At 73.1% G+C, this 17,528-nt stretch carries 12 protein-coding genes; 9 read left to right on the top strand and 3 right to left on the bottom strand.

Annotated features, from left to right (window positions below; translation table 11 throughout):
• Positions 1-5 precede the first annotated feature (5 nt).
• Positions 6-1,529: a type VII secretion protein EccB gene (gene eccB / locus ACFUJR_RS20515; protein WP_383173304.1), complete on the bottom strand. Its 1,524-nt coding sequence runs from the start codon at positions 1,527-1,529 to the stop codon at positions 6-8.
• 181 nt (positions 1,530-1,710) lie between these two features.
• On the opposite strand from eccB, the gene eccE reads away from it, so the two are divergent.
• From eccE to ACFUJR_RS20470, 9 genes are all read left to right on the top strand, one after another.
• Positions 1,711-3,057 carry a type VII secretion protein EccE gene (gene eccE, locus ACFUJR_RS20510; RefSeq protein ID WP_383173303.1) on the top strand — a complete coding sequence of 449 codons (1,347 nt, stop codon included), beginning with the start codon at positions 1,711-1,713 and terminating at the stop codon, positions 3,055-3,057.
• Positions 3,058-3,122: 65 nt separating this feature from the next.
• Positions 3,123-3,773 (top strand): hypothetical protein, encoded by a 651-nt coding sequence (locus tag ACFUJR_RS20505; protein ID WP_383173325.1) that lies wholly within the window; start codon positions 3,123-3,125, stop codon positions 3,771-3,773.
• Between the two features lie 154 nt (positions 3,774-3,927).
• Positions 3,928-4,161, top strand: a complete 234-nt coding sequence (locus ACFUJR_RS20500; protein WP_260227673.1) for a DUF397 domain-containing protein — start codon at positions 3,928-3,930, stop codon at positions 4,159-4,161.
• Between the two features lie 433 nt (positions 4,162-4,594).
• Complete coding sequence (locus ACFUJR_RS20495) at positions 4,595-7,765, top strand: SCO5717 family growth-regulating ATPase (RefSeq protein WP_383173301.1); 3,171 nt, start codon at positions 4,595-4,597, stop codon at positions 7,763-7,765.
• Positions 7,766-7,942: 177 nt separating this feature from the next.
• On the top strand, positions 7,943-9,799 hold the full coding sequence (locus ACFUJR_RS20490; protein ID WP_383178783.1) for an ABC transporter substrate-binding protein: 1,857 nt from the start codon (positions 7,943-7,945) through the stop codon (positions 9,797-9,799).
• Positions 9,800-9,811: 12 nt separating this feature from the next.
• On the top strand, positions 9,812-10,873 hold the full coding sequence (locus tag ACFUJR_RS20485) for an ABC transporter permease (RefSeq protein ID WP_383178765.1): 1,062 nt from the start codon (positions 9,812-9,814) through the stop codon (positions 10,871-10,873).
• Positions 10,870-11,769, top strand: a complete 900-nt coding sequence (locus ACFUJR_RS20480; protein WP_383178768.1) for an ABC transporter permease — start codon at positions 10,870-10,872, stop codon at positions 11,767-11,769. The genes ACFUJR_RS20485 and ACFUJR_RS20480 overlap by 4 nt, the downstream gene beginning before the upstream one ends.
• Positions 11,766-12,731 (top strand): ABC transporter ATP-binding protein, encoded by a 966-nt coding sequence (locus ACFUJR_RS20475; protein WP_383178771.1) that lies wholly within the window; start codon positions 11,766-11,768, stop codon positions 12,729-12,731. Before ACFUJR_RS20480 ends, ACFUJR_RS20475 begins: the two co-directional genes overlap by 4 nt.
• Positions 12,728-13,825 (top strand): ABC transporter ATP-binding protein, encoded by a 1,098-nt coding sequence (locus ACFUJR_RS20470; protein WP_383178774.1) that lies wholly within the window; start codon positions 12,728-12,730, stop codon positions 13,823-13,825. The genes ACFUJR_RS20475 and ACFUJR_RS20470 overlap by 4 nt, the downstream gene beginning before the upstream one ends.
• Positions 13,826-13,854: 29 nt before the next feature.
• Here ACFUJR_RS20470 and ACFUJR_RS20465 read toward each other — a convergent pair whose 3' ends face one another.
• Both ACFUJR_RS20465 and ACFUJR_RS20460 read right to left on the bottom strand, forming a co-directional pair.
• Positions 13,855-14,811: a bifunctional riboflavin kinase/FAD synthetase gene (locus ACFUJR_RS20465; RefSeq protein ID WP_383178777.1), complete on the bottom strand. Its 957-nt coding sequence runs from the start codon at positions 14,809-14,811 to the stop codon at positions 13,855-13,857.
• A 31-nt stretch (positions 14,812-14,842) separates the two neighbouring features.
• Positions 14,843-17,528 (bottom strand): serine protease (locus tag ACFUJR_RS20460; RefSeq protein ID WP_383450616.1); only part of this gene is annotated, 2,686 nt, incomplete at its 5' end.

The following is a 17,528-nucleotide window of genomic DNA, read 5'->3' as shown; positions in this document are numbered from 1 at the left end:
GGTCCTCACGAACCCTGCGGCTGACGTGCGGCGCCCGTCGACAGTCGCGGGCCCGTCGGCAGGAACGTCGACCACTCGGCCGGGATCGGCAGCGGTTCGACGTTCTTGTAACCGAGACGGTTCTGGGCCTGCTGCTGCTCCGCCAGGCGTGCCTGCTTCTCCTCGTCCGAGCCGGAGGAGCCGATGCCGGCGTCGTCGGTCGCGCTGTCGCCGTTGGACTGCATCGCGTAGCGCAGGCCGGTGTCGGTGACGAGGAAGAGGAACCCGGTCTCGGTCGTGGACCCCTTGAACTGCCGGAAGAGCTGTCCCGATCCGGGGGTGACGTACGCGCTGCTGGAGCCGGTGGGCAGCGTCGCAGGGAAGTCGGTGCCCGCCCATGTGCTGAGAGTGGTCGCCCCGTTGTCGGTGTCCACCTCACGCAGGACGTTGCAGACGGTGTTACGGCTGCCCTCGGTCGTGCTCGCCTCGTTGACGGGCACGGGCGCGGCCGCGGGCCACTTCTTGTCGTCGCCGAACGCGCGGCCCGGCTGGAAGGCACCACCGCTGACCGAGGTCGCCTGGCCCGCCTGCCCCATGTCCACCAGCTGCCTGCTGTTGAGCAGGAGTTTGGCCACGAAGTCCGTGACGGGGGCGACGGTTCCCTTGAGGACGACGTACATCTGCCTGCGGGTGCCGTCGGTCGCGGAGATGACCATACCGATCTTGTCGACCTCGGGGGCGAGGCCGTTCACGCCCGCGGAGGCACCCGCCTGGCCGGGGACGGTCGGAAAGGAGATCGGGTCGCCCTTGTGGAGCGTGCGCAGCCACGCGTCGGAGACGCGCTGGGCGGCACGGCCCTGGCCGACGAGCTGGCGCAGGAGGAGTTCGTCCTTCTCGACGGCGTACGCGGTCCCCTTGGCGTCCACCACGTAGCGCGTGCCGTTGGGACCTTCGACGTACAGCAGTTCGCCGCCGCTGAGCCGGTCGGTGCCGTCCGTCTTCTTCTCCTCGCGCTCGGCGAGGACGAACACCGCCTTCTGGATCGCGCGGCCGCCTTCACCGGGGCGCTCGCACACGGCCCAGCGTTTGGCGGCGCCCGCCTCCTTGCCACCGGGAAGGCGGTCGGGGGCGTAGGGGATGCCGAGCGTGGCGCCGTGCGGGATCTTGCCGCTGTCGAGTACGGACTCGTCGACGTTGATGACCTTGCCCTTGTCGGGGTCGAGGAGCAGTCTGGCCGACGACATGTTGAGGACGGGGTGGAGCTGCGTCTTGCCACCGGTCTTGAGCACCACGTAGCGGGTGGTCGACTTGCTGGCGATGATGACGTTCTCGCCGGGCTTGTCCCAGTCCTTGGGGGCGACGGGCTTGAACATGCCCCAGGCGCCGAAGACCGCGAGGATCACCACACCGACGATGGCTCCGGGTGCGACCGCCCGCAGCGGGCGCGGAGCGCCTTCCTCCGAGCCTGTCGCGTTCGGCTGCACGAACTGCGCAATCAGCCTCCGCTTCGCGAAGGTGTAGGCGTTCAGTTCATCCCGTCGTGATGCCATCTGTTCGCTTGTCCCTCTCCCCGATGGGCGACCAGGGTCCCACACTCGTCGGGCCGGTCAGCCGTCCCGCAGCCCCCTACTATGCCTGTCGGCGCTTGCGTCGCACTGCTCAGGTAGGGTGATCGCCCAGTCAACGCCCATGGGAATTCGGCTATTACGGACACGAGGGGGCAACGCGGCGATGGGTACGGCGACGCGTGCGCGTAACGGGCGGACCACTGGCCGGACGCCCGGATCTTCCCGACGGCAACGAAGCAATGGTGGCGGCGGAACTCGAACAACGCCTGGTCCGGGCGGTGTCCCCGCGACCACCACCCTGCGCCCGTTGTCGCGCACGGGCCGGGTGGGCCCCTTCCAGCTGCGGCAACTTGTTCTGGTGGAGTCGGCGCTCGCCCTCGTCGCGGTCGGACTCGCGGTGGGCGGCCTCTGGCTCGTTCCCACGTGCGTCGCCGCCGGTGTGCTGGTCGTGTTCGCGGCGATCCGCCGCCGCGGTCAGGCCATGCAGGACTGGCTGGGGACCGCGCTCGCGCTGCGCGCACGCCGGCGGAACACCGCGCCCACCGTGCCCGATTCGGAGCCCTCCCTCGCCCCGGTGACCGAGAGCGTGCCGAGCTTCCGCGCCGTGCCCTACGTCGACCAGAACCACCGCACCGTCGGCATGCTGGGCGACGGCAGCTTCCTGACCGCGGTCCTGCGGGTCGAGGCGAGCGGTTCGGCGCTGCGCCCGGTCTTCGGTGTGCGCGCCTTCCCCCTCTCCCTTCTGGGCGACGCCCTGGAAGTCGACGACATCGTGGTGGAGTCGGTGCAGCTGGTGCAGCAGGTACGCCCGGCTCCCGCACCGCACCTCCCCCAGCAGGCCGTGGCGCGGCTCTCGTACACCCCGCTCCAGGAACGGACCGGCGCTCCCGCGCTGCGCCTGACCTGGGTGGCCGTGAAGCTGGACCCCGAGCTCTGCCGGGAGGCCGTGGAGGCCCGCGGCGGCGGGCTCGAGGGTGCTCAGCGTTGCCTGGTCCGGATCGCGGACCACCTCGCGAGCCGTATCACCGGTGCCGGCTTCCATGCCTCCGTACTGGACCAGGAGGAGCTCAACTCCACCGTGGCGACGGCCGCCTGCACGAGCCCGCGCGCCGCCGCCCGCGCCGGCCGGCCCGACGCCGCGCCCCAGCGGCGCACGGCCGAGACCTCCCGCGTCTGGCGCTGCGACGACCGCTGGCACACCACGTACGCGGTCGGCCGCTGGCCGGAGCTCGGCCGGGGAGCGGCTCCGCTGCCCAGGCTGATCTCGCTGCTCACCTCCGTACCGGCGTACGCCACGACCGTCAGCCTCACGGTGCGGCGCGGCGCGCGACAGGGAGCCATGGACGTCGGCGGCCATGTGCGGGTCACCGGCGGCTCCGACAACGAACTGGTCCGGGTGCGGCGGACCTTGGAGCAGGCGGCGCGCACCGCGAAGGTCGGTCTGCTGCGGCTCGACCGCGAACAGCTGCCGGGCGCGCTGGCGACGATGCCTCTGGGAGGTGCCCGGTGATCGGACGCGGCGGTACGGCGAAGGGGCTGCGGGGCCTGGTCGGCCCCCGGTACGCGGGGCACACCATGCCCGCGGACCATCTCGGCGCCCTGTCCCTGCCCGTCGGCGACGACGGTGTGGTCATCGGCGAGGACGCCGAGGGGCGTTCGCAGCTGGTGGGGTTCCACCGCTCGACGCCGTACGACGTCCTGCTCATCGGCGGACTGTGGACGGCGCAGGTGCTGGCGCTGCGTGCGGCCGGCACGGGAGCGCGGGTGGTGGTGGAGACCGGGCGTCCGCACGAGTGGACCGGCCTGGCGCAGGCGGCGGGAGCGGGCCTCGAGTGCATCACGCTCGCCGACGTGGGGCGGGTGCCCCCGCTGGGCGCGACCGTCGGCAGCCCGGTCGTCGTGGTGCGCGACTGCGGCATGCGACCGCCGCGCGGGCGCGTCGTCTCGTCGCCGTGGCAGTCGGTGCTGACCCTGCTCCCCTACCTCAGCCCGGTGGCACCGCGGCTCATGCGGTCCTCGACGCTCGTGGGCGTCCAGCGCGTCTCGCCCCAGGAGGCACAGCAGACCGGGCGGATCCTCGGGCTGGCCCAGGCCGAGGTCGAGGCGCTGCCGACACTGGCGGACGGTGTCACACTCTGGTGTGCCGGTGCCGAGCGGCAGTGGGTGATGACGAGCGCCACGGACGCGGAGTCCGGTCTGCTCGGCGCGGCCCGCCGGATGGACTGAGCCACCCCCGGGTGAGCGGGTGGCCGAACCGCCCCCGCCGGGGTCCTGAGCTGCCTAGTATCCCTTGGTGAGCCGTATGACGCCGGGCGACGCCGAACGCCTCGGCGCCACGGGATACTTGGGCCGTTCACCGGCCAGGAGCGAAAGGAACCCCATGGGGAGCGCGCAGGAAAAGGACGAGCTGTACGCCCTCGACATCTCCGACGTCGAATGGCAGGGCGCGCCTGGTACGAGTCCGGACGAGGAGCGCGTCGAGATCGCCCATCTGCCGGGCGGCGCCGTCGCCATGCGCTCCTCGCTGGACCCCGACACCGTGCTGCGTTACACCGAGGCCGAGTGGCGCGCGTTCGTGCTCGGCGCGCGGGACGGGGAGTTCGACCTCCGCTGAGGTGAAGCTGAGGTGAAGAGGTGGCCGTCGAACCGGCGGCCGTACGTCCCGGTCGGGGGCGCGCGGCCGCCGGTTCGTCGTCGTGAGGCTCGACCGAAGACCGGGGGCGCCGAGACCGGATTGTTGGGCCGCGCACACCGGATGGGCGGATTCGGTTAGGACTCGTGTGCAGTTGTATGGGTTTGACCCCTGCGATTCTTCACGCTCTGCCGTACCGGCGTCACCTGAGGGCGACGCGTGACGCAAGGGACGGCCGCCGAGGGCAGACGGGCCTGCCCTGGCGGTGATGCGGGCGATTAGGGTGGGTCAGGGCGCGGCAGAAGAACCTCGGGCTTGTTCACCGCGTCCCAGGGGGAGAGCCGGGCCGATCGGATGTGAACGGTGGCCCCCACCCACGACGGCACAAGGGTGCTCGACCACACCAGGAGGCACAGTGAACAGCGATCGGGACGACATCCACGGGAGCTGGAACCTTCCCGTCGACGAGTCCGACGCGGATCCCGCAGAGCTGACGGGTGAGTTCACCATCGACTACACGCCGCCCGCCTGGTACACGCAGAGCGCGACCGGCGACACCTCCGACGGTTCGTCGGGGCAGCAGCCCCTGCCTCCGCCGGCGGGGGCACCGGTCGCCGTGCCCGGCCTGCCCGCGGGAAGCGGCTTCCAGCCGAACGTACCGGTGCCGCCCGCACCGCCCGGAATGCCTGTACCGCCCGGAATGCCGGTCCCGCCCGCGACGCCTGTAGCGTCCGCGACGCCGGTCCCGCCCGCGACACCCGTTCCGTCAGCGGCGCCGGTCCCGCCCGCGACGCCGGCTCCGTCCGCCATGCCCGTACCGCCTGGTGCGGGCACGCCTGCTGACAGCGCGCCGGCGCCGGTGCCGGTCGAGGCGTCCGCTGCGGAGCCCTTCGGCAACGGTGATCTGGACAGCGGCGCGACCATGCGCTTCTCCCCCGCCGCCATGAAGCGTGAGATGGCGGAGATCGCGGACCGCGCGGCTGCGGCGCAGTCGGCCACGGAGGGTGGGAGCCCGGCCGCGTCCCCGGAGGCGGCCGGCAGCGGTGACGCGACCTCCACGGAGCGGGCGGAGGACGGCACGACGACGCCGAAGCCGACCGCGGTCTCCGGTACGGCGGACCCCGGCGCGCCCGCAGCGCCCGCAGCGCCCGCAGCTGAGAGGCCGGTGGAGCCGACGGCTCAGGGCGACGACTCCGAGGACGCCCCGGATGCCGGCCCGGTCACCGCCGATGAGGTCGCCGACGGCGCGGAGCCGACCCGGCGCGCCGAGGGCGACGTGACCGGCTCCGCCTCCCAGACCACCCTCGCGCCCGAGCAGCCCGCGCAGCCGGAACCCCAGGACGCTGTCCCGACGCCACCCCAGGACGCTGTCCCGGCGCCGTTGCCGCCCGCGGTTCACACGGCGCCCGCGCCGCAGGACGGGGCCGGACTGCCGCCGCTGCCGCCGTCGTTCCAGCCCGCGGCGCCCACGCCCGCGCCGCAGTGGCCCGCGCCGGTGCCGCCCGGCGACCAGCCGGCGCCGGCCACGCCGATGCCGGCCGCCGCCTCCTGGCAGACGCCGCCGGCTCCCGTTCCGCCGCAGGGCGGGTACGGATTCCCCCAGCCCGGGCAGCCGCAGCAGCCGCCCGCACCGCAGGCACCGCAGGCACCGCAGGCACCGCAGGCACCGACGCCTCAGGGCGGGTACGGATTCCCGCAGCCCGGGCAGCCGCAGCAGCCGCCCGCGCCGCAGGCGACCGACGCGCCCGCACCCCAGGGCGGGTACGGATTCCCCCAGCCCGGTCAGGCCCAGCAACCGCCCGCACCCCAGGCACCCCAGGCACCCCAGGCACCCCAGGCACCCCAGGCACCGACGCCTCAGGGCGGGTACGGATTCCCGCAGCCCGGGCAGCCGCAGCCCCAGCACGGTCAGCCGGAGGCCGGTCAGGTGCCGGCCGCTCAGGGGCAGCCCGCCCCCGTCCCTCCGCAGGCGCAGGGTGGGTACGGGTTCCCGCAGCAGGGCGGATACGGATTCCCCCAGCCGGGGCAGCCGCAGCCCGAGGCGCAGGTTCCGCCGCAGGCGCCCGTCGATCCGCGGACCGGTGCCGCCTGGCCCACCCCGGTGACGCACGACCAGCGCGAACGGTCCGTGCCGGGTGCCCCGCTCGGATACACCGCCGCCGTCGAGCTCTCCTCCGACCGGCTGCTGCGCAACAACAAGCAGAAGGCCAAGTCCAGCCGGAACCCCGGCGCCTCCGCCCGCTTCAAGCTCGGCGGGAAGAAGGAGGAGGCCGAGCGACAGCGGAAGCTCGACCTCATCCGTACGCCGGTCCTGTCCTGCTACCGGATCGCGGTCATCTCCCTCAAGGGCGGTGTCGGCAAGACCACGACGACCACCGCCCTCGGCGCGACCCTGGCCACCGAGCGGCAGGACAAGATCCTCGCCATCGACGCCAACCCCGACGCCGGCACCCTCGGCCGCCGGGTGCGGCGCGAGACCGGGGCCACCATCCGTGACCTCGTGCAGGCGATCCCGTACCTCCACTCGTACATGGACATCCGCCGCTTCACCTCGCAGGCGCCCTCCGGCCTGGAGATCATCGCCAACGACGTGGACCCGGCCGTCTCGACGACGTTCAACGACGAGGACTACCGGCGGGCGATCGACGTCCTGGGCAAGCAGTACCCGGTCATCCTCACCGACTCCGGTACGGGTCTGCTCTACAGCGCGATGCGCGGTGTACTGGACCTCGCCGACCAGCTGATCATCATCTCCACCCCGTCCGTCGACGGCGCCTCCAGCGCCTCGACGACGCTCGACTGGCTCTCCGCCCACGGGTACGCGGACCTGGTGCAGCGCTCGATCACGGTCATCTCCGGGGTGCGCGAGACCGGCAAGATGATCAAGGTCGACGACATCGTGCAGCACTTCCAGACCCGTTGCCGCGGGGTGATCGTGGTGCCGTTCGACGAGCACCTGTCGGCCGGCGCAGAGGTCGACCTCGACATGATGCGGCCGAAGACGCGCGAGGCGTACTTCAACCTGTCGGCGATGGTCGCCGAGGACTTCGCGCGGGCGCAGCAGGTGCAGGGACTGTGGACGGGCGACGGCCAGGGCGGCGTGCCGCCGAACTCGGCTCCACCGATGCCCGGCCAGCAGCCGATGCCCGGTCAACCCATGCCGGGACAGCAGCCGATGCCGGGACAGCCGATGCCCGGCCAGCCCATGCCAGGCCAGCAGCCGATGCCCGGCCAGCCCGCGCCCGGTCAGCCGTACGCGCCCCAGCCGGGTCAGCCGTACGCGCCCCAGCCGTACCCCCAGGCACAGCCGTACCCGCAGCCGCAGCCGCAGCCGCAGGGCCAGCCGTACCCGCAGGCTCAGCCGCAGCCCTACCCGCAGCAGCCGTACGCGCCTCAGCCGGGACAGCCCGGACAGCCGCCCCAGTACGGTCAGCCCGGCTCCGCCCAGGGGTGGGAGCAGCAGCCTCCCGCGCAGCCCGTACCACCGCAGGCGCAAGCGGATCCGAACGCTCCCATGCCTCCCGCCGGATGGCCGCAGCAGCCCCAGCAGACGCCCCCGCAGGCTCCGCCAGCCCCTCAGCAGTAAGGCATCACAGGAGTAGACCAATGAGGCTCCGCACCGGCTCCCCGGTGCGGAGCCTCATTGCATTCCCGCAGCCCACAAGGGGTTTGAGTCATCGTTGACGACGCTGTCCACCGCTGATAGACCTTCGCTTCACCAGTTGGCGCCCAAGATCCACGACGCGAGGTACGTCCTATGGTCATGGTCACGAAGGTCCCGCCCCGCCCCGCCACCCCCCGAAGACTGCCCCGGCTGTTCCTCGCCGCAGGCGTCGCCGCCGCCACGCTCATGGCCGTCCCCCAGGCCACGGCCCAGGCCGCGCCGGCCGCCGAAGGCGACGCCAAGAGCGGCGGCACCACCCTCACCGTCGCCGTCTCGCAGAGCGTCGACTCGCTGAGCCCGTTCCTCGCCCAGAAGCTCGTCTCGACCAGCATCCACCGGTTGGCGTACGAGTACCTGACCAACTACGACGCCGACGACGCCCGGGCGATCCCGGGGCTGGCGACCGCGTGGACGTCCTCGCCGGACAAGCTCACCTGGACGTACACGATCCGTGAGGACTCGACGTGGTCCGACGGGAGGAAGGCCACCGCCGAGGACGCCGCCTGGACCTTCGACAAGATGATGACGGACCCGAACGCCGCCACCGCGAACGGCAGCTTCACGTCCAACTTCAGGAAGGTCACCGCGCCCGACCCGCGGACCCTCGTCATCGAGCTGAAGAAGCCGCAGGCCACCATGACGGCGCTGGACGTGCCGATCGTGCCCAAGCACGTCTGGGAGAAGGTCGGCGACTTCTCGAAGTTCAACAACGACCAGCAGTTCCCGATCGTCGGCAACGGACCGTTCGTCATCACGGACTTCAAGGTCGACCAGTACATCAAGATGAAGCCGAACAAGGGCTTCTGGCGAGGCGCACCCAAGTTCGACGAGCTGGTGTTCAAGTACTACAAGGACGGTGACGCCGCCGTCGCCGCGCTGCAGAAGGGCGAGGTGTCCTTCGTCTCGAACCTGACGCCCGCTCAGGCCGCGGCGTTGAAGTCCGCCGAGAACATCAAGGTCAACGACGCTCCCGGCCGGCGGTTCTTCGCCCTGGCCACCAACCCGGGCGCGCGCTCCAAGGACGGCAAGACCTTCGGCAACGGCCACCCGGCGCTCCTGGACCCGGCGGTCCGCAAGGCGCTCTTCCTCGCCGTCGACCGGACCACGATCGTCGACAAGGTCTTCCAGGGCCACGCCGTCGAGGGCGAGGGTTACATCCCGCCGCGCTTCGGCTCGTACTTCTGGAAGCCGAGCGCCGCGCAGAAGCTCGCCTACGACCCGGCCAGGGCCGCGCGGCTCCTGGACCAGGCCGGATACAGGAAGAACGGCGAGGGCAAGCGGGTCGGCAAGGACGGCAGGTCGCTCGACTTCCGGATCCTGTGTCACGCCACGGACCCGAACGACAAGGCGGTCGGGAAGTACCTCCAGGAGTGGTGGGGCGAGCTCGGCATCGGGCTGAGGGTCGAGTGCCTCGACAACGTCGGCGATCCGTGGACCAAGGGCGACTACGACCTCGCCTTCGACGGCTGGTCGGTCAACCCGGACCCCGACTACGTCCTGTCGATCCACACCTGCGGCACGCTGCCCGCGACCCCGAAGGACACCGGCGCCACCGACAACTTCATCTGCGACAAGCAGTTCGACACGCTCTACGCGCAGCAGTCGGCGGAGTACGACGCCGCCAAGCGGGCGGATCTCGTCAAGCAGATGCAGTCGAGACTGTACGACACCGGGTACATGAACATCATGGCCTACCCGAACGCCCTGGAGGCGTACCGCTCGGACCAGATCAAGTCCATCACGACCATGCCGGCGGCCGCCGGCAACCTCTGGGGTCAGGACGGCTACTGGAGCTGGTGGTCGGCCGTGCCGACCCCGGCGTCCACCGCCGCCGGGTCGGAGAGCAAGTCCTCCGACGGTGTGATCCTCGGTATCGGAGCGGCCGTGGTGGTCGTGGTCGGCATCGGCGTCCTCCTCGGCATGCGGCGGCGCTCCACCGCCGACGACCGCGAGTAGACGAGCGGCGACGTGACGACAGCAAGCACCCCCGTCGACGTGGTGCGGACCGAGAAGGCCCGCACCACGGACGGCGCGTCCCGCACCGGTACGACCCTCCAGTACCTCCGCTACGTGGCCGGGAAGCTGGGCGGCGCGGCCGTCTCGCTCTTCGCCGTCCTGGTCACCAGCTTCTTCCTGTTCCGGATCATCCCCGGTGACCCGGTCAAGGCGATGACCCACGGGATCCCCACCTCGGCGGAGCAGCTGGCGACACTACGGAGGCAGTTCGGGCTCGATCTCCCGCTGTGGCAGCAGTTCACCGACTACTGCGCCAAGGCGCTGAGTGGCGATCTCGGCACGTCGTACCAGTTCCACGCCCCGGTCGGCGATCTCATCGCGACGAAGCTGCCGGCGACGCTGCTGCTGACCGGTGTCGCCGTGGTGATCTACTCGGCGCTCGGCCTCTGGCTCGGCACCCGCTCCGCCTGGCGCCACGGCGGGCTCGGCGACAAGGTGAGCACGGGCGTCGCGCTGACCCTGTGGTCCGTGCCCTCGTTCTGGCTCGGTCTGCTTCTGATCATCGTCTTCTCGGTCGGCATGGGGCCGGTCCCCGGTCTCTTCCCTACCGGCGGCATGGAGTCGGGCGCGGGTGAGACCGGCTTCGCTTACGTCCTCGACGTCGCCCACCACATGGTGCTGCCGGTCGTCACCCTGGTGGCGGTCGGCTACGCGCAGACGCTGCTCGTCATGCGCTCCTCGCTGCTCGACGAGATGGGCAGCGACTATCTGACGACGGCGCGGGCGAAGGGGCTGCGCGACGACCTCGTACGGCGTCGGCACGCCGTACCGAACGCGTTGCTGCCGACGGTGACGATGGTCTTCATCAACCTCGGCCATGTGGCGGCCGGTTCGATCCTGGTGGAGACGGTGTTCTCCTGGCCCGGGCTCGGCGGGCTGTTCTACCAGGCGCTCAGCGTGCCTGATCTGCCACTGGTCCAGGGCCTGTTCGTGGTCTTCGCCGGCGCGATGATCGTGATGAACCTGATCGCCGACCTGCTCTATCCGCTGCTCGACCCCCGGGTGGGCCGATGACCTCCTCGTCACTCTCGTCTCTGGCCTGGGAACGCCGGCGCGGTACGGTGTCCCGCTTCTGGAAGCAGTACCGCACCCACCGCGCCGGTCTCTACGGTCTCGCCGGGCTCGCCCTGATCGCCCTGATCGCGCTCGCCGCCCCGCTGATCGTCGGCGCGGACGTGCAGTCCGTGACGAACGCGCCGGGTACGGCCATGGAGCCGCCGAGCGCCGAATTCCCGCTCGGAACAGACCAGTTCGGGCGTTCGCTGCTCGGGCTGTTGGTCTGGGGCGCGCGGATCTCGCTGCTCGTCGGGCTGCTCGCGGCGGCGCTCTCGGTCGCCATCGGCACGCTGGTCGGGATCATCGCCGGGCATTACGGCGGCTGGTTCTCGACGGTCGTCATGCGCATCACCGACTGGTTCCTCGTCATGCCGACCCTCGTCCTCGCGATCGTGCTCGCGACCGTGATGTCCCGCTCGATGTGGACGGTGATCCTCGCGATCGGCGTCACCACCTGGCCGACCACGGCCCGTCTCGTGCGGGCCCAGACGATCGCGGTGGAGTCCCGTCCGTACATCGAGCGGGCCACGGCGCTCGGCGGTGGACACGGGCACATCATGAGCCGGCACGTGCTGCCCAACGTGATGCCGCTGGTCCTCGCCCAGACCACGCTCGGCATCTCGACCGCCATCCTCACCGAGGCGACCCTCGCCTTCCTGGGCCTCGGCGATCCGACGGTGGTCTCCTGGGGCGGCATGCTCCAGGACGCCCGGGAGGCGGGCGCGGTCTCGTCGGGCCACTGGTGGTACCTCGCGCCGCCCGGGATCGCGATCGCACTGGTCGCGCTGGCCTTCACGCTGTGCGGGCGCGCGGTCGAGTCCGTGCTGAACCCGAAGCTGGGGGTGGGGCGATGAGCCTGCTCGACGTACGGAATCTGACGGTGACGTACGGGTCCGGGGCGTCGGCCGTCCCCGCCGTACGGGGTATCGATCTCACTCTGGAGGCCGGGCAGAAGCTCGGGGTCGCGGGCGAGTCCGGGTGCGGCAAGTCGACGATGGCGCTGGCGCTGCTGCGCCTGCTGCCCGCCTCGGCGCGGCTGACGGGGCAGATCCTGCTGGACGGCGAGGACGTCCTCGCCATGAAGTGGGGGCGGCTGCGGGCCGTGCGCTGGGCGGGCGCGTCGATCGTCTTCCAGGGCGCGATGCACTCGCTGAACGCGGTGCGGCGGATCGGCGACCAGATCGCCGAGCCGCTGCTCGTGCACGGGCGGCCCACTTCCGCGGAGGCACGGAAGCGGGTCGGGGAGCTCCTGGAGCACGTCGGCCTGCCGGCGGCGCGGGCGGCGGCCTATCCGCACGAGCTGTCCGGCGGGCAGCGGCAGCGCGTGATGATCGCGATGGCGCTGGCCTGCGATCCGCGCCTGATCGTGGCGGACGAGCCGACGACGGCGCTCGACGTGATGATCCAGGCGCAGATCCTGCGGCTGATCGAGCGTCTGGTGGCCGACGACGGCATCAGCCTGCTGATGATCAGTCACGATCTGGCGGTCCTCGCCGACACCTGCGACCGGCTCGCGGTGATGTACGCGGGGCGGGTGGTGGAGGAGGGCCCGGCGCGTCAGGTGTACGACGCGGCGGAGCACCCGTACGGGCGCGCCCTGTCCTCGGCCTTCCCGAGGATCGGCGACCCGGCGTCACGCCGGGCACCGCGGGGCCTTCCGGGCGATCCGCCGGACCCCGCCGATCTGCCGGCCGGATGCGCCTTCCATCCGCGCTGTCCGGCGGCCGTGGAGGTCTGCGGGGAGCAGGACCAGGAGCTGAGGGAGGCGGGCACAGGACGCCGCGCCGCCTGCGTACACGTAGGGAGTGGCTCATGAACCCGCTGACACCGGACACCGCACCGACGAGCGCGGGCGCCGACGCGGGCGCGGGCGCAGGCTCGGGCTCGGGCGCGTCGGTAGCCTCGGCGCCCCCGGACGGCGCGGCGAGGACCGCCGGTCCGCTGCTGTCCGCGAGCGGGCTGCGCGTCACCTTCCCCGGGAGGCGGGGCGCTCCCCCCGCGCGGGCCGTGGACGGGGTGGATCTCGACATCGGCACCGGGGAGATCGTGGCCCTGGTCGGCGAGTCGGGGTGCGGCAAGACCACGCTCGCGCGGTCGCTGCTCGGACTCGTGCCGCCGACGGCCGGCTCCGTGGCCTTCGCCGGAGTGCCGCTCGCGTACACCTCCCGCGCCCTGAAGGCGTACCGCAGGCGCGCCCAGCTGGTCCTGCAGGACCCCAGCGGCTCGCTCAACCCCCGGCACACCGTGTACGACGCGGTGGCCGAGGGACTGCGGATCCACGGGTACGACGGGGACGAGCGGGCGGCCGTCGCCGAGGCCCTGTCCCGAGCCGGTCTGCGCCCGCCGGAGCGGTTCTTCCTGCGCTATCCGCACGAGCTGTCCGGGGGCCAGCGCCAGCGTGTCGTCATCGCGGGCGCGCTGGTCCTCCAGCCGGAGCTGATCGTCGCGGACGAGCCGGTGGCCTCGCTGGACGCGTCGGTACGGGGCGAGATCCTGGCGCTGCTGCTGCGGCTCCGCGACGAACTGGGACTCTCGGCGCTCGTCGTGACGCACGACCTCGGCCTCGCGTGGAACATCGCGGACCGCGTGGCGGTGATGTACCTGGGGCGGATCGTGGAGACGGGCACGGTGGAGTCCGTCCTGACAGCCCCTCAGCACCCTTACACCAGGGCGCTGCTGTCGGTGCTGCCGGAGTCCGAGGGAGCGTCTGTGGTGCTGGCGGGCGAGCCGCCGGACCCGGCCCGGATCCCGTCCGGGTGCCGCTTCCACGCCCGCTGCCAGGTCCTCGCCTCGGGCGAGGCCTCGGCGGTCGCGGACCGCTGCCGTGGCGAGGACCTGCCGGTGCTCGGCGGCGGCGGTACGCGGGAGGTGGCCTGCCACTGGGTGACCGACGGCGCGAAGACGGTCTGACGCGCCGACCCCGGCCGGGGGACGGCGGGTCAGTTCTTCCTGTCGTACACCGCGGTGAGCTCGCGGGCCTGCTTCACGTCCCCGGCCATCGCTTCGAGCAGATCGTCCAGGGTCTCGAACTTGAGCATGCCGCGGACGTACGCCAGGAAGTCGACGGCCACGTGCAGGCCGTACAGGTCCAGGCCCTCGCGGTCGATGGCGTACGCCTCGACCGTCCGCTCCGTCCCGTCGAACTGCGGGTTCGTGCCGACCGAGATCGCGGCCGGCATGCGCTCCCCGGCGGCGGTCAGCCAGCCGGCGTACACGCCGTCCGCGGGGATCGCGGTGTGCGGCAGGGTCTCGACGTTGGCCGTGGGGAAGCCGAGCTCGCGGCCGCGCTGGGCGCCGCGGACCACGATGCCCTCGACGCGGTGCGGGCGTCCGAGGATCTCGGCGGCGCCCTCCACATCGCCCTCGGCGACGAGCCGGCGGGTGAGCGTGGAGGAGAACGGCTCCCCGCCGCCCGCCGTGCCGCTCACGAAGAGGTCGATGACCTCGACCTCGTAGTCGTAGGTGGCGCCGAGTTCGGCGAGGTAGGCGACGTTGCCCGCGGCGCGGTGGCCGAAGCGGAAGTTCGGGCCCTCGATGACGGCCTTGGCGTGCAGCTTGTCGACGAGGACCTTCACGATGAAGTCGGCCGGGGAGAGCTGCGAGAAATCGGCCGTGAACGGCAGGACGAGGACCGCGTCCACGCCCAGCCCCGCCATCAGCTCGGCGCGGCGGGGGTGCGGGGCGAGCAGCGGGGGGTGGCTGCCGGGCCGCACGACCTCGGAGGGGTGCGGCTCGAAGGTGACCACGACCGAGGGCACGCCCAGCTCGCGGGCGCGCTCCACGGCCCTGCCGATGATCAGCTGGTGCCCGCGGTGCACCCCGTCGTAGGAGCCGATGGTGACGACGCTGCGCCCCCAGTCCTGGGGGATGTCCTCCAAGCCACGCCAGCGCTGCACTGTGACCGCTCCTCGTCCGCCTGTTCGCCGATTACGCCGGTCTAAGACTGCCATGCCCACGGCCTTCTCCTCGCATCGGCATGGACCTGCCGATGCTCTGGACCGTACGGCGGGCGACCGGGCCGATCAGCACGGACCAGTCGTCGGGAGCGTCGGCGATCCAGCGGGCCAGCTGTACGGCGAACGCGGGCACTTCGCGGGCGAGCTCGACGAGTCGCCGGTCGCAGCAGGTGGCCCCCTCGGCGGTACGGACGAGGAGGAGGGCGGCGCGGTGGACGAGGTCCCGGGTGCGGACCTCCGGGCGCCTCTCGCAGCCGAGGGCGGCGGCGCGCAGCAGGGCGTCGAGCACGGTGAGGTCCCGCGCCGCGTACCGCTCGTGGTCGAGGAGTACGTCGAGGAGTTCGGTGCGCAGGAGGCGGGAGGCCCCCGTGCCCGGCGCGGCGAGCACGGGGGCGAGGGCGCTGCGGACCTGGACGGGCCGGCCCCGGAGCAGGCCGGTGACCAGGGGGAACAGGACGGCTCGGGCCGCGGGACCGTGTTCGAGGCGGCGGTCGACGAAGGCGGCGGCATGACGGGCGCCGTCGGGGTGGCGGTCGATGTACGCGCCGACGACGGCGGCCGCGCGCCGGGCGAGGGCGGGCGTGGTGACCTCGGCGAGCGCGCGCAGGGTCTCTCCGGCGGCCTCGCCGGGTCCGTGCAGCCGGGCCTGGAGGGCCGCGAGGACGGGTTCGGGGTGGGTGGCGAGCGCGGCGGCGAGGGCGTCGGCGGGGACGCGGGGGTGGGTCAGGGCGCGGGGCAGATGGCGGGAGCGGGTGTGCGGGTCGCGGACGAGGAGGCCGAGGGCGGGGCCGTGCAGGGCGGCGTCGCCGGGGCGGGCGAGCAGGGCGAGGGCGGCGTACCGGAGGAGCTCGCGGTCCGGGCCGGTCGTGGCGTGCGGGGCGACCAGGCTGCCGTACGTGGCGGCCGCGGCGCGGCGCGCGGGCCGGCCGTCGTCGTGGGCCCAGCGGTCGACGGCCCGGCAGACGGCCGACGGCTCGTCCTCGGTGAGCGCGGTGAGCAGCCCTTCGGCGAGCGGATGGGCGGTGGCGACGAGCGCCTCGCACAAGTCGTCGACGGCCAGGTGCCGATGGGTGTGGAGCAGGGCCTGCGCGGCGGTGCCGACGGTGGCGTACGGGGCGGCGGCGAGGGCTCGTCCGTCGCCGAACCAGCGGCAGAGCAGCGGCTGTACGCCACGGGGCTCGGCGACGAGGCGTTCTGCGACGACGTCGAGGAACCGGGGCGCCGTGGTCGCGCCGACGGGCGGGTCGGCCGGCACGACTCTCCGGAGCAGGTCGATCCGCTCCCCCTCCCCGACCCGCAGCGCCTCCCAGAACGCGGGCCCGAAGACGGGGGCGGCCGGCCCGGAGAGGTGGGAGCGCGGTGCGGGCGAGGTGTCGGCGTGCGGGGCGTCGGCCTGGGGCCGGGCCTCGGGCGCGGGACGCGGCTGGGGGATCCCCTCCCCGGGGAGCGGGGCCGGCCGGGGGGCGCCCAGCCGGTCGGCGAGGTGGCGGAGGACCGGGAGGTAGGGCCGGGGGTCGGGGAGGCGGAGCAGGGTCTGGGCGAGGAGCCGGGAGGCCCACCAGCCGGTGTCGGTGGCCGCGCGGCCGTCGGCGCGGAGCCGGTCCAGGGTGTCGGCGAGACCGGTCAGACGGAGTCCGAGCGCGTCGGGGCCGTGTTCGCGGTCCATCAGGAGCAGGGCCTGCACGACGGGCCCGATCCGGTGACGCGGTACGGGCAGGGGGTGCTGTGGCGGGGCCGCGTGCGGGGAGCCCGGGCGGGCGGGGGCGGGCGGGGTGACCTCGGCGAGCACGCGCAGGGCGCCGTCGACGTCCAGGTGGGCGCCCTGGATCCAGTCGGCGAGCTCCTCGTGGCCGAAGCGGTAGCCGGAACCGGCCGGGGCGAGGAGGCCCTCGGTCAGGACGGCGGAGGCCCAGCCGGTCCGCCAGGGGAACAGCTCCTCGAAGGAGCCGCGGTCCAGCTCGCCCTCCCCGGGCCCCAGGCATCTGCGGGCCGCCTCGTGGATCTGCCCGGCGACGCGCGTGGCCAGCCTGCGGACGGCGGTGCCGCGCGGGACGGGGCGGGTTCCGGCGGCGATCCGTACGGCCACCCGCAGACACATCAGGTCGAGGTGGGCGGCGAAGACCTCCTCCCGGCCCGGCGTCCCTGGCGCTCCCCCGGGCATGGCGTGCCGTACCTCGGCGAGCAGCCGCAGCGTGAGGGGATGCCGGGCGTCGTCGGCGGCGGGAGGGGCGAGGTCGAGTCCGTACCGCGCGCGGGCGAGCCGCGCCTCGTCCTCGGTGAGGTCCCCGAGCGGTACCGCGCCGGGCACCGCCTCGGCGGCGGCGCGGTGGAGCGCGTCGGGGGTGTAGTGCCGGGACGCCACGTCCCAGTGCTCCGGTCGGCAGCCCAGCATCAGCCGGGTGCCGTGGGCGCGGAGCCAGGTCTCGGTGCCCGTGGTCCAGACGGGGAGGCGGTGCGCGAGGGCCGGGGCGTAGACGGTCAGGCGCACGTCGTCGCCCGAGGAATAGTTGTGGCCGCTGACCACGCCGACGGCCCGCCCGGCGGCGCCCAGGTCGGCCAGGGCGCGGCGGAAGGCTTCGTCGTCGCGGGCCTCGACGATGGCGGGGCGGCCTTCGGCCAGGGCGCGGGCGGCGCCGGCGCCGTCGGTCAGCTGGGTG

This window comes from Streptomyces sp. NPDC057271 (assembly GCF_042668715.1).
GTDB lineage: Bacteria > Actinomycetota > Actinomycetes > Streptomycetales > Streptomycetaceae > Streptomyces.
Note: the sequence above shows the minus strand (reverse complement) of the source record. Positions and strands in the feature narration are given on the sequence as shown.

Excerpts from the sequence above, each read along its gene's own strand:
- eccB (WP_383173304.1), bottom strand. The coding sequence starts at position 1,529 with ATGGCATCACGACGGGATGAACTGAACGCCTACACCTTCGCGAAGCGG.
- eccE (WP_383173303.1), top strand. The coding sequence starts at position 1,711 with ATGGGTACGGCGACGCGTGCGCGTAACGGGCGGACCACTGGCCGGACG.
- ACFUJR_RS20505 (WP_383173325.1), top strand. The coding sequence starts at position 3,123 with ATGCCCGCGGACCATCTCGGCGCCCTGTCCCTGCCCGTCGGCGACGAC.
- ACFUJR_RS20500 (WP_260227673.1), top strand. The coding sequence starts at position 3,928 with ATGGGGAGCGCGCAGGAAAAGGACGAGCTGTACGCCCTCGACATCTCC.
- ACFUJR_RS20490 (WP_383178783.1), top strand. The coding sequence starts at position 7,943 with ATGGTCACGAAGGTCCCGCCCCGCCCCGCCACCCCCCGAAGACTGCCC.
- ACFUJR_RS20480 (WP_383178768.1), top strand. The coding sequence starts at position 10,870 with ATGACCTCCTCGTCACTCTCGTCTCTGGCCTGGGAACGCCGGCGCGGT.
- ACFUJR_RS20475 (WP_383178771.1), top strand. The coding sequence starts at position 11,766 with ATGAGCCTGCTCGACGTACGGAATCTGACGGTGACGTACGGGTCCGGG.
- ACFUJR_RS20470 (WP_383178774.1), top strand. The coding sequence starts at position 12,728 with ATGAACCCGCTGACACCGGACACCGCACCGACGAGCGCGGGCGCCGAC.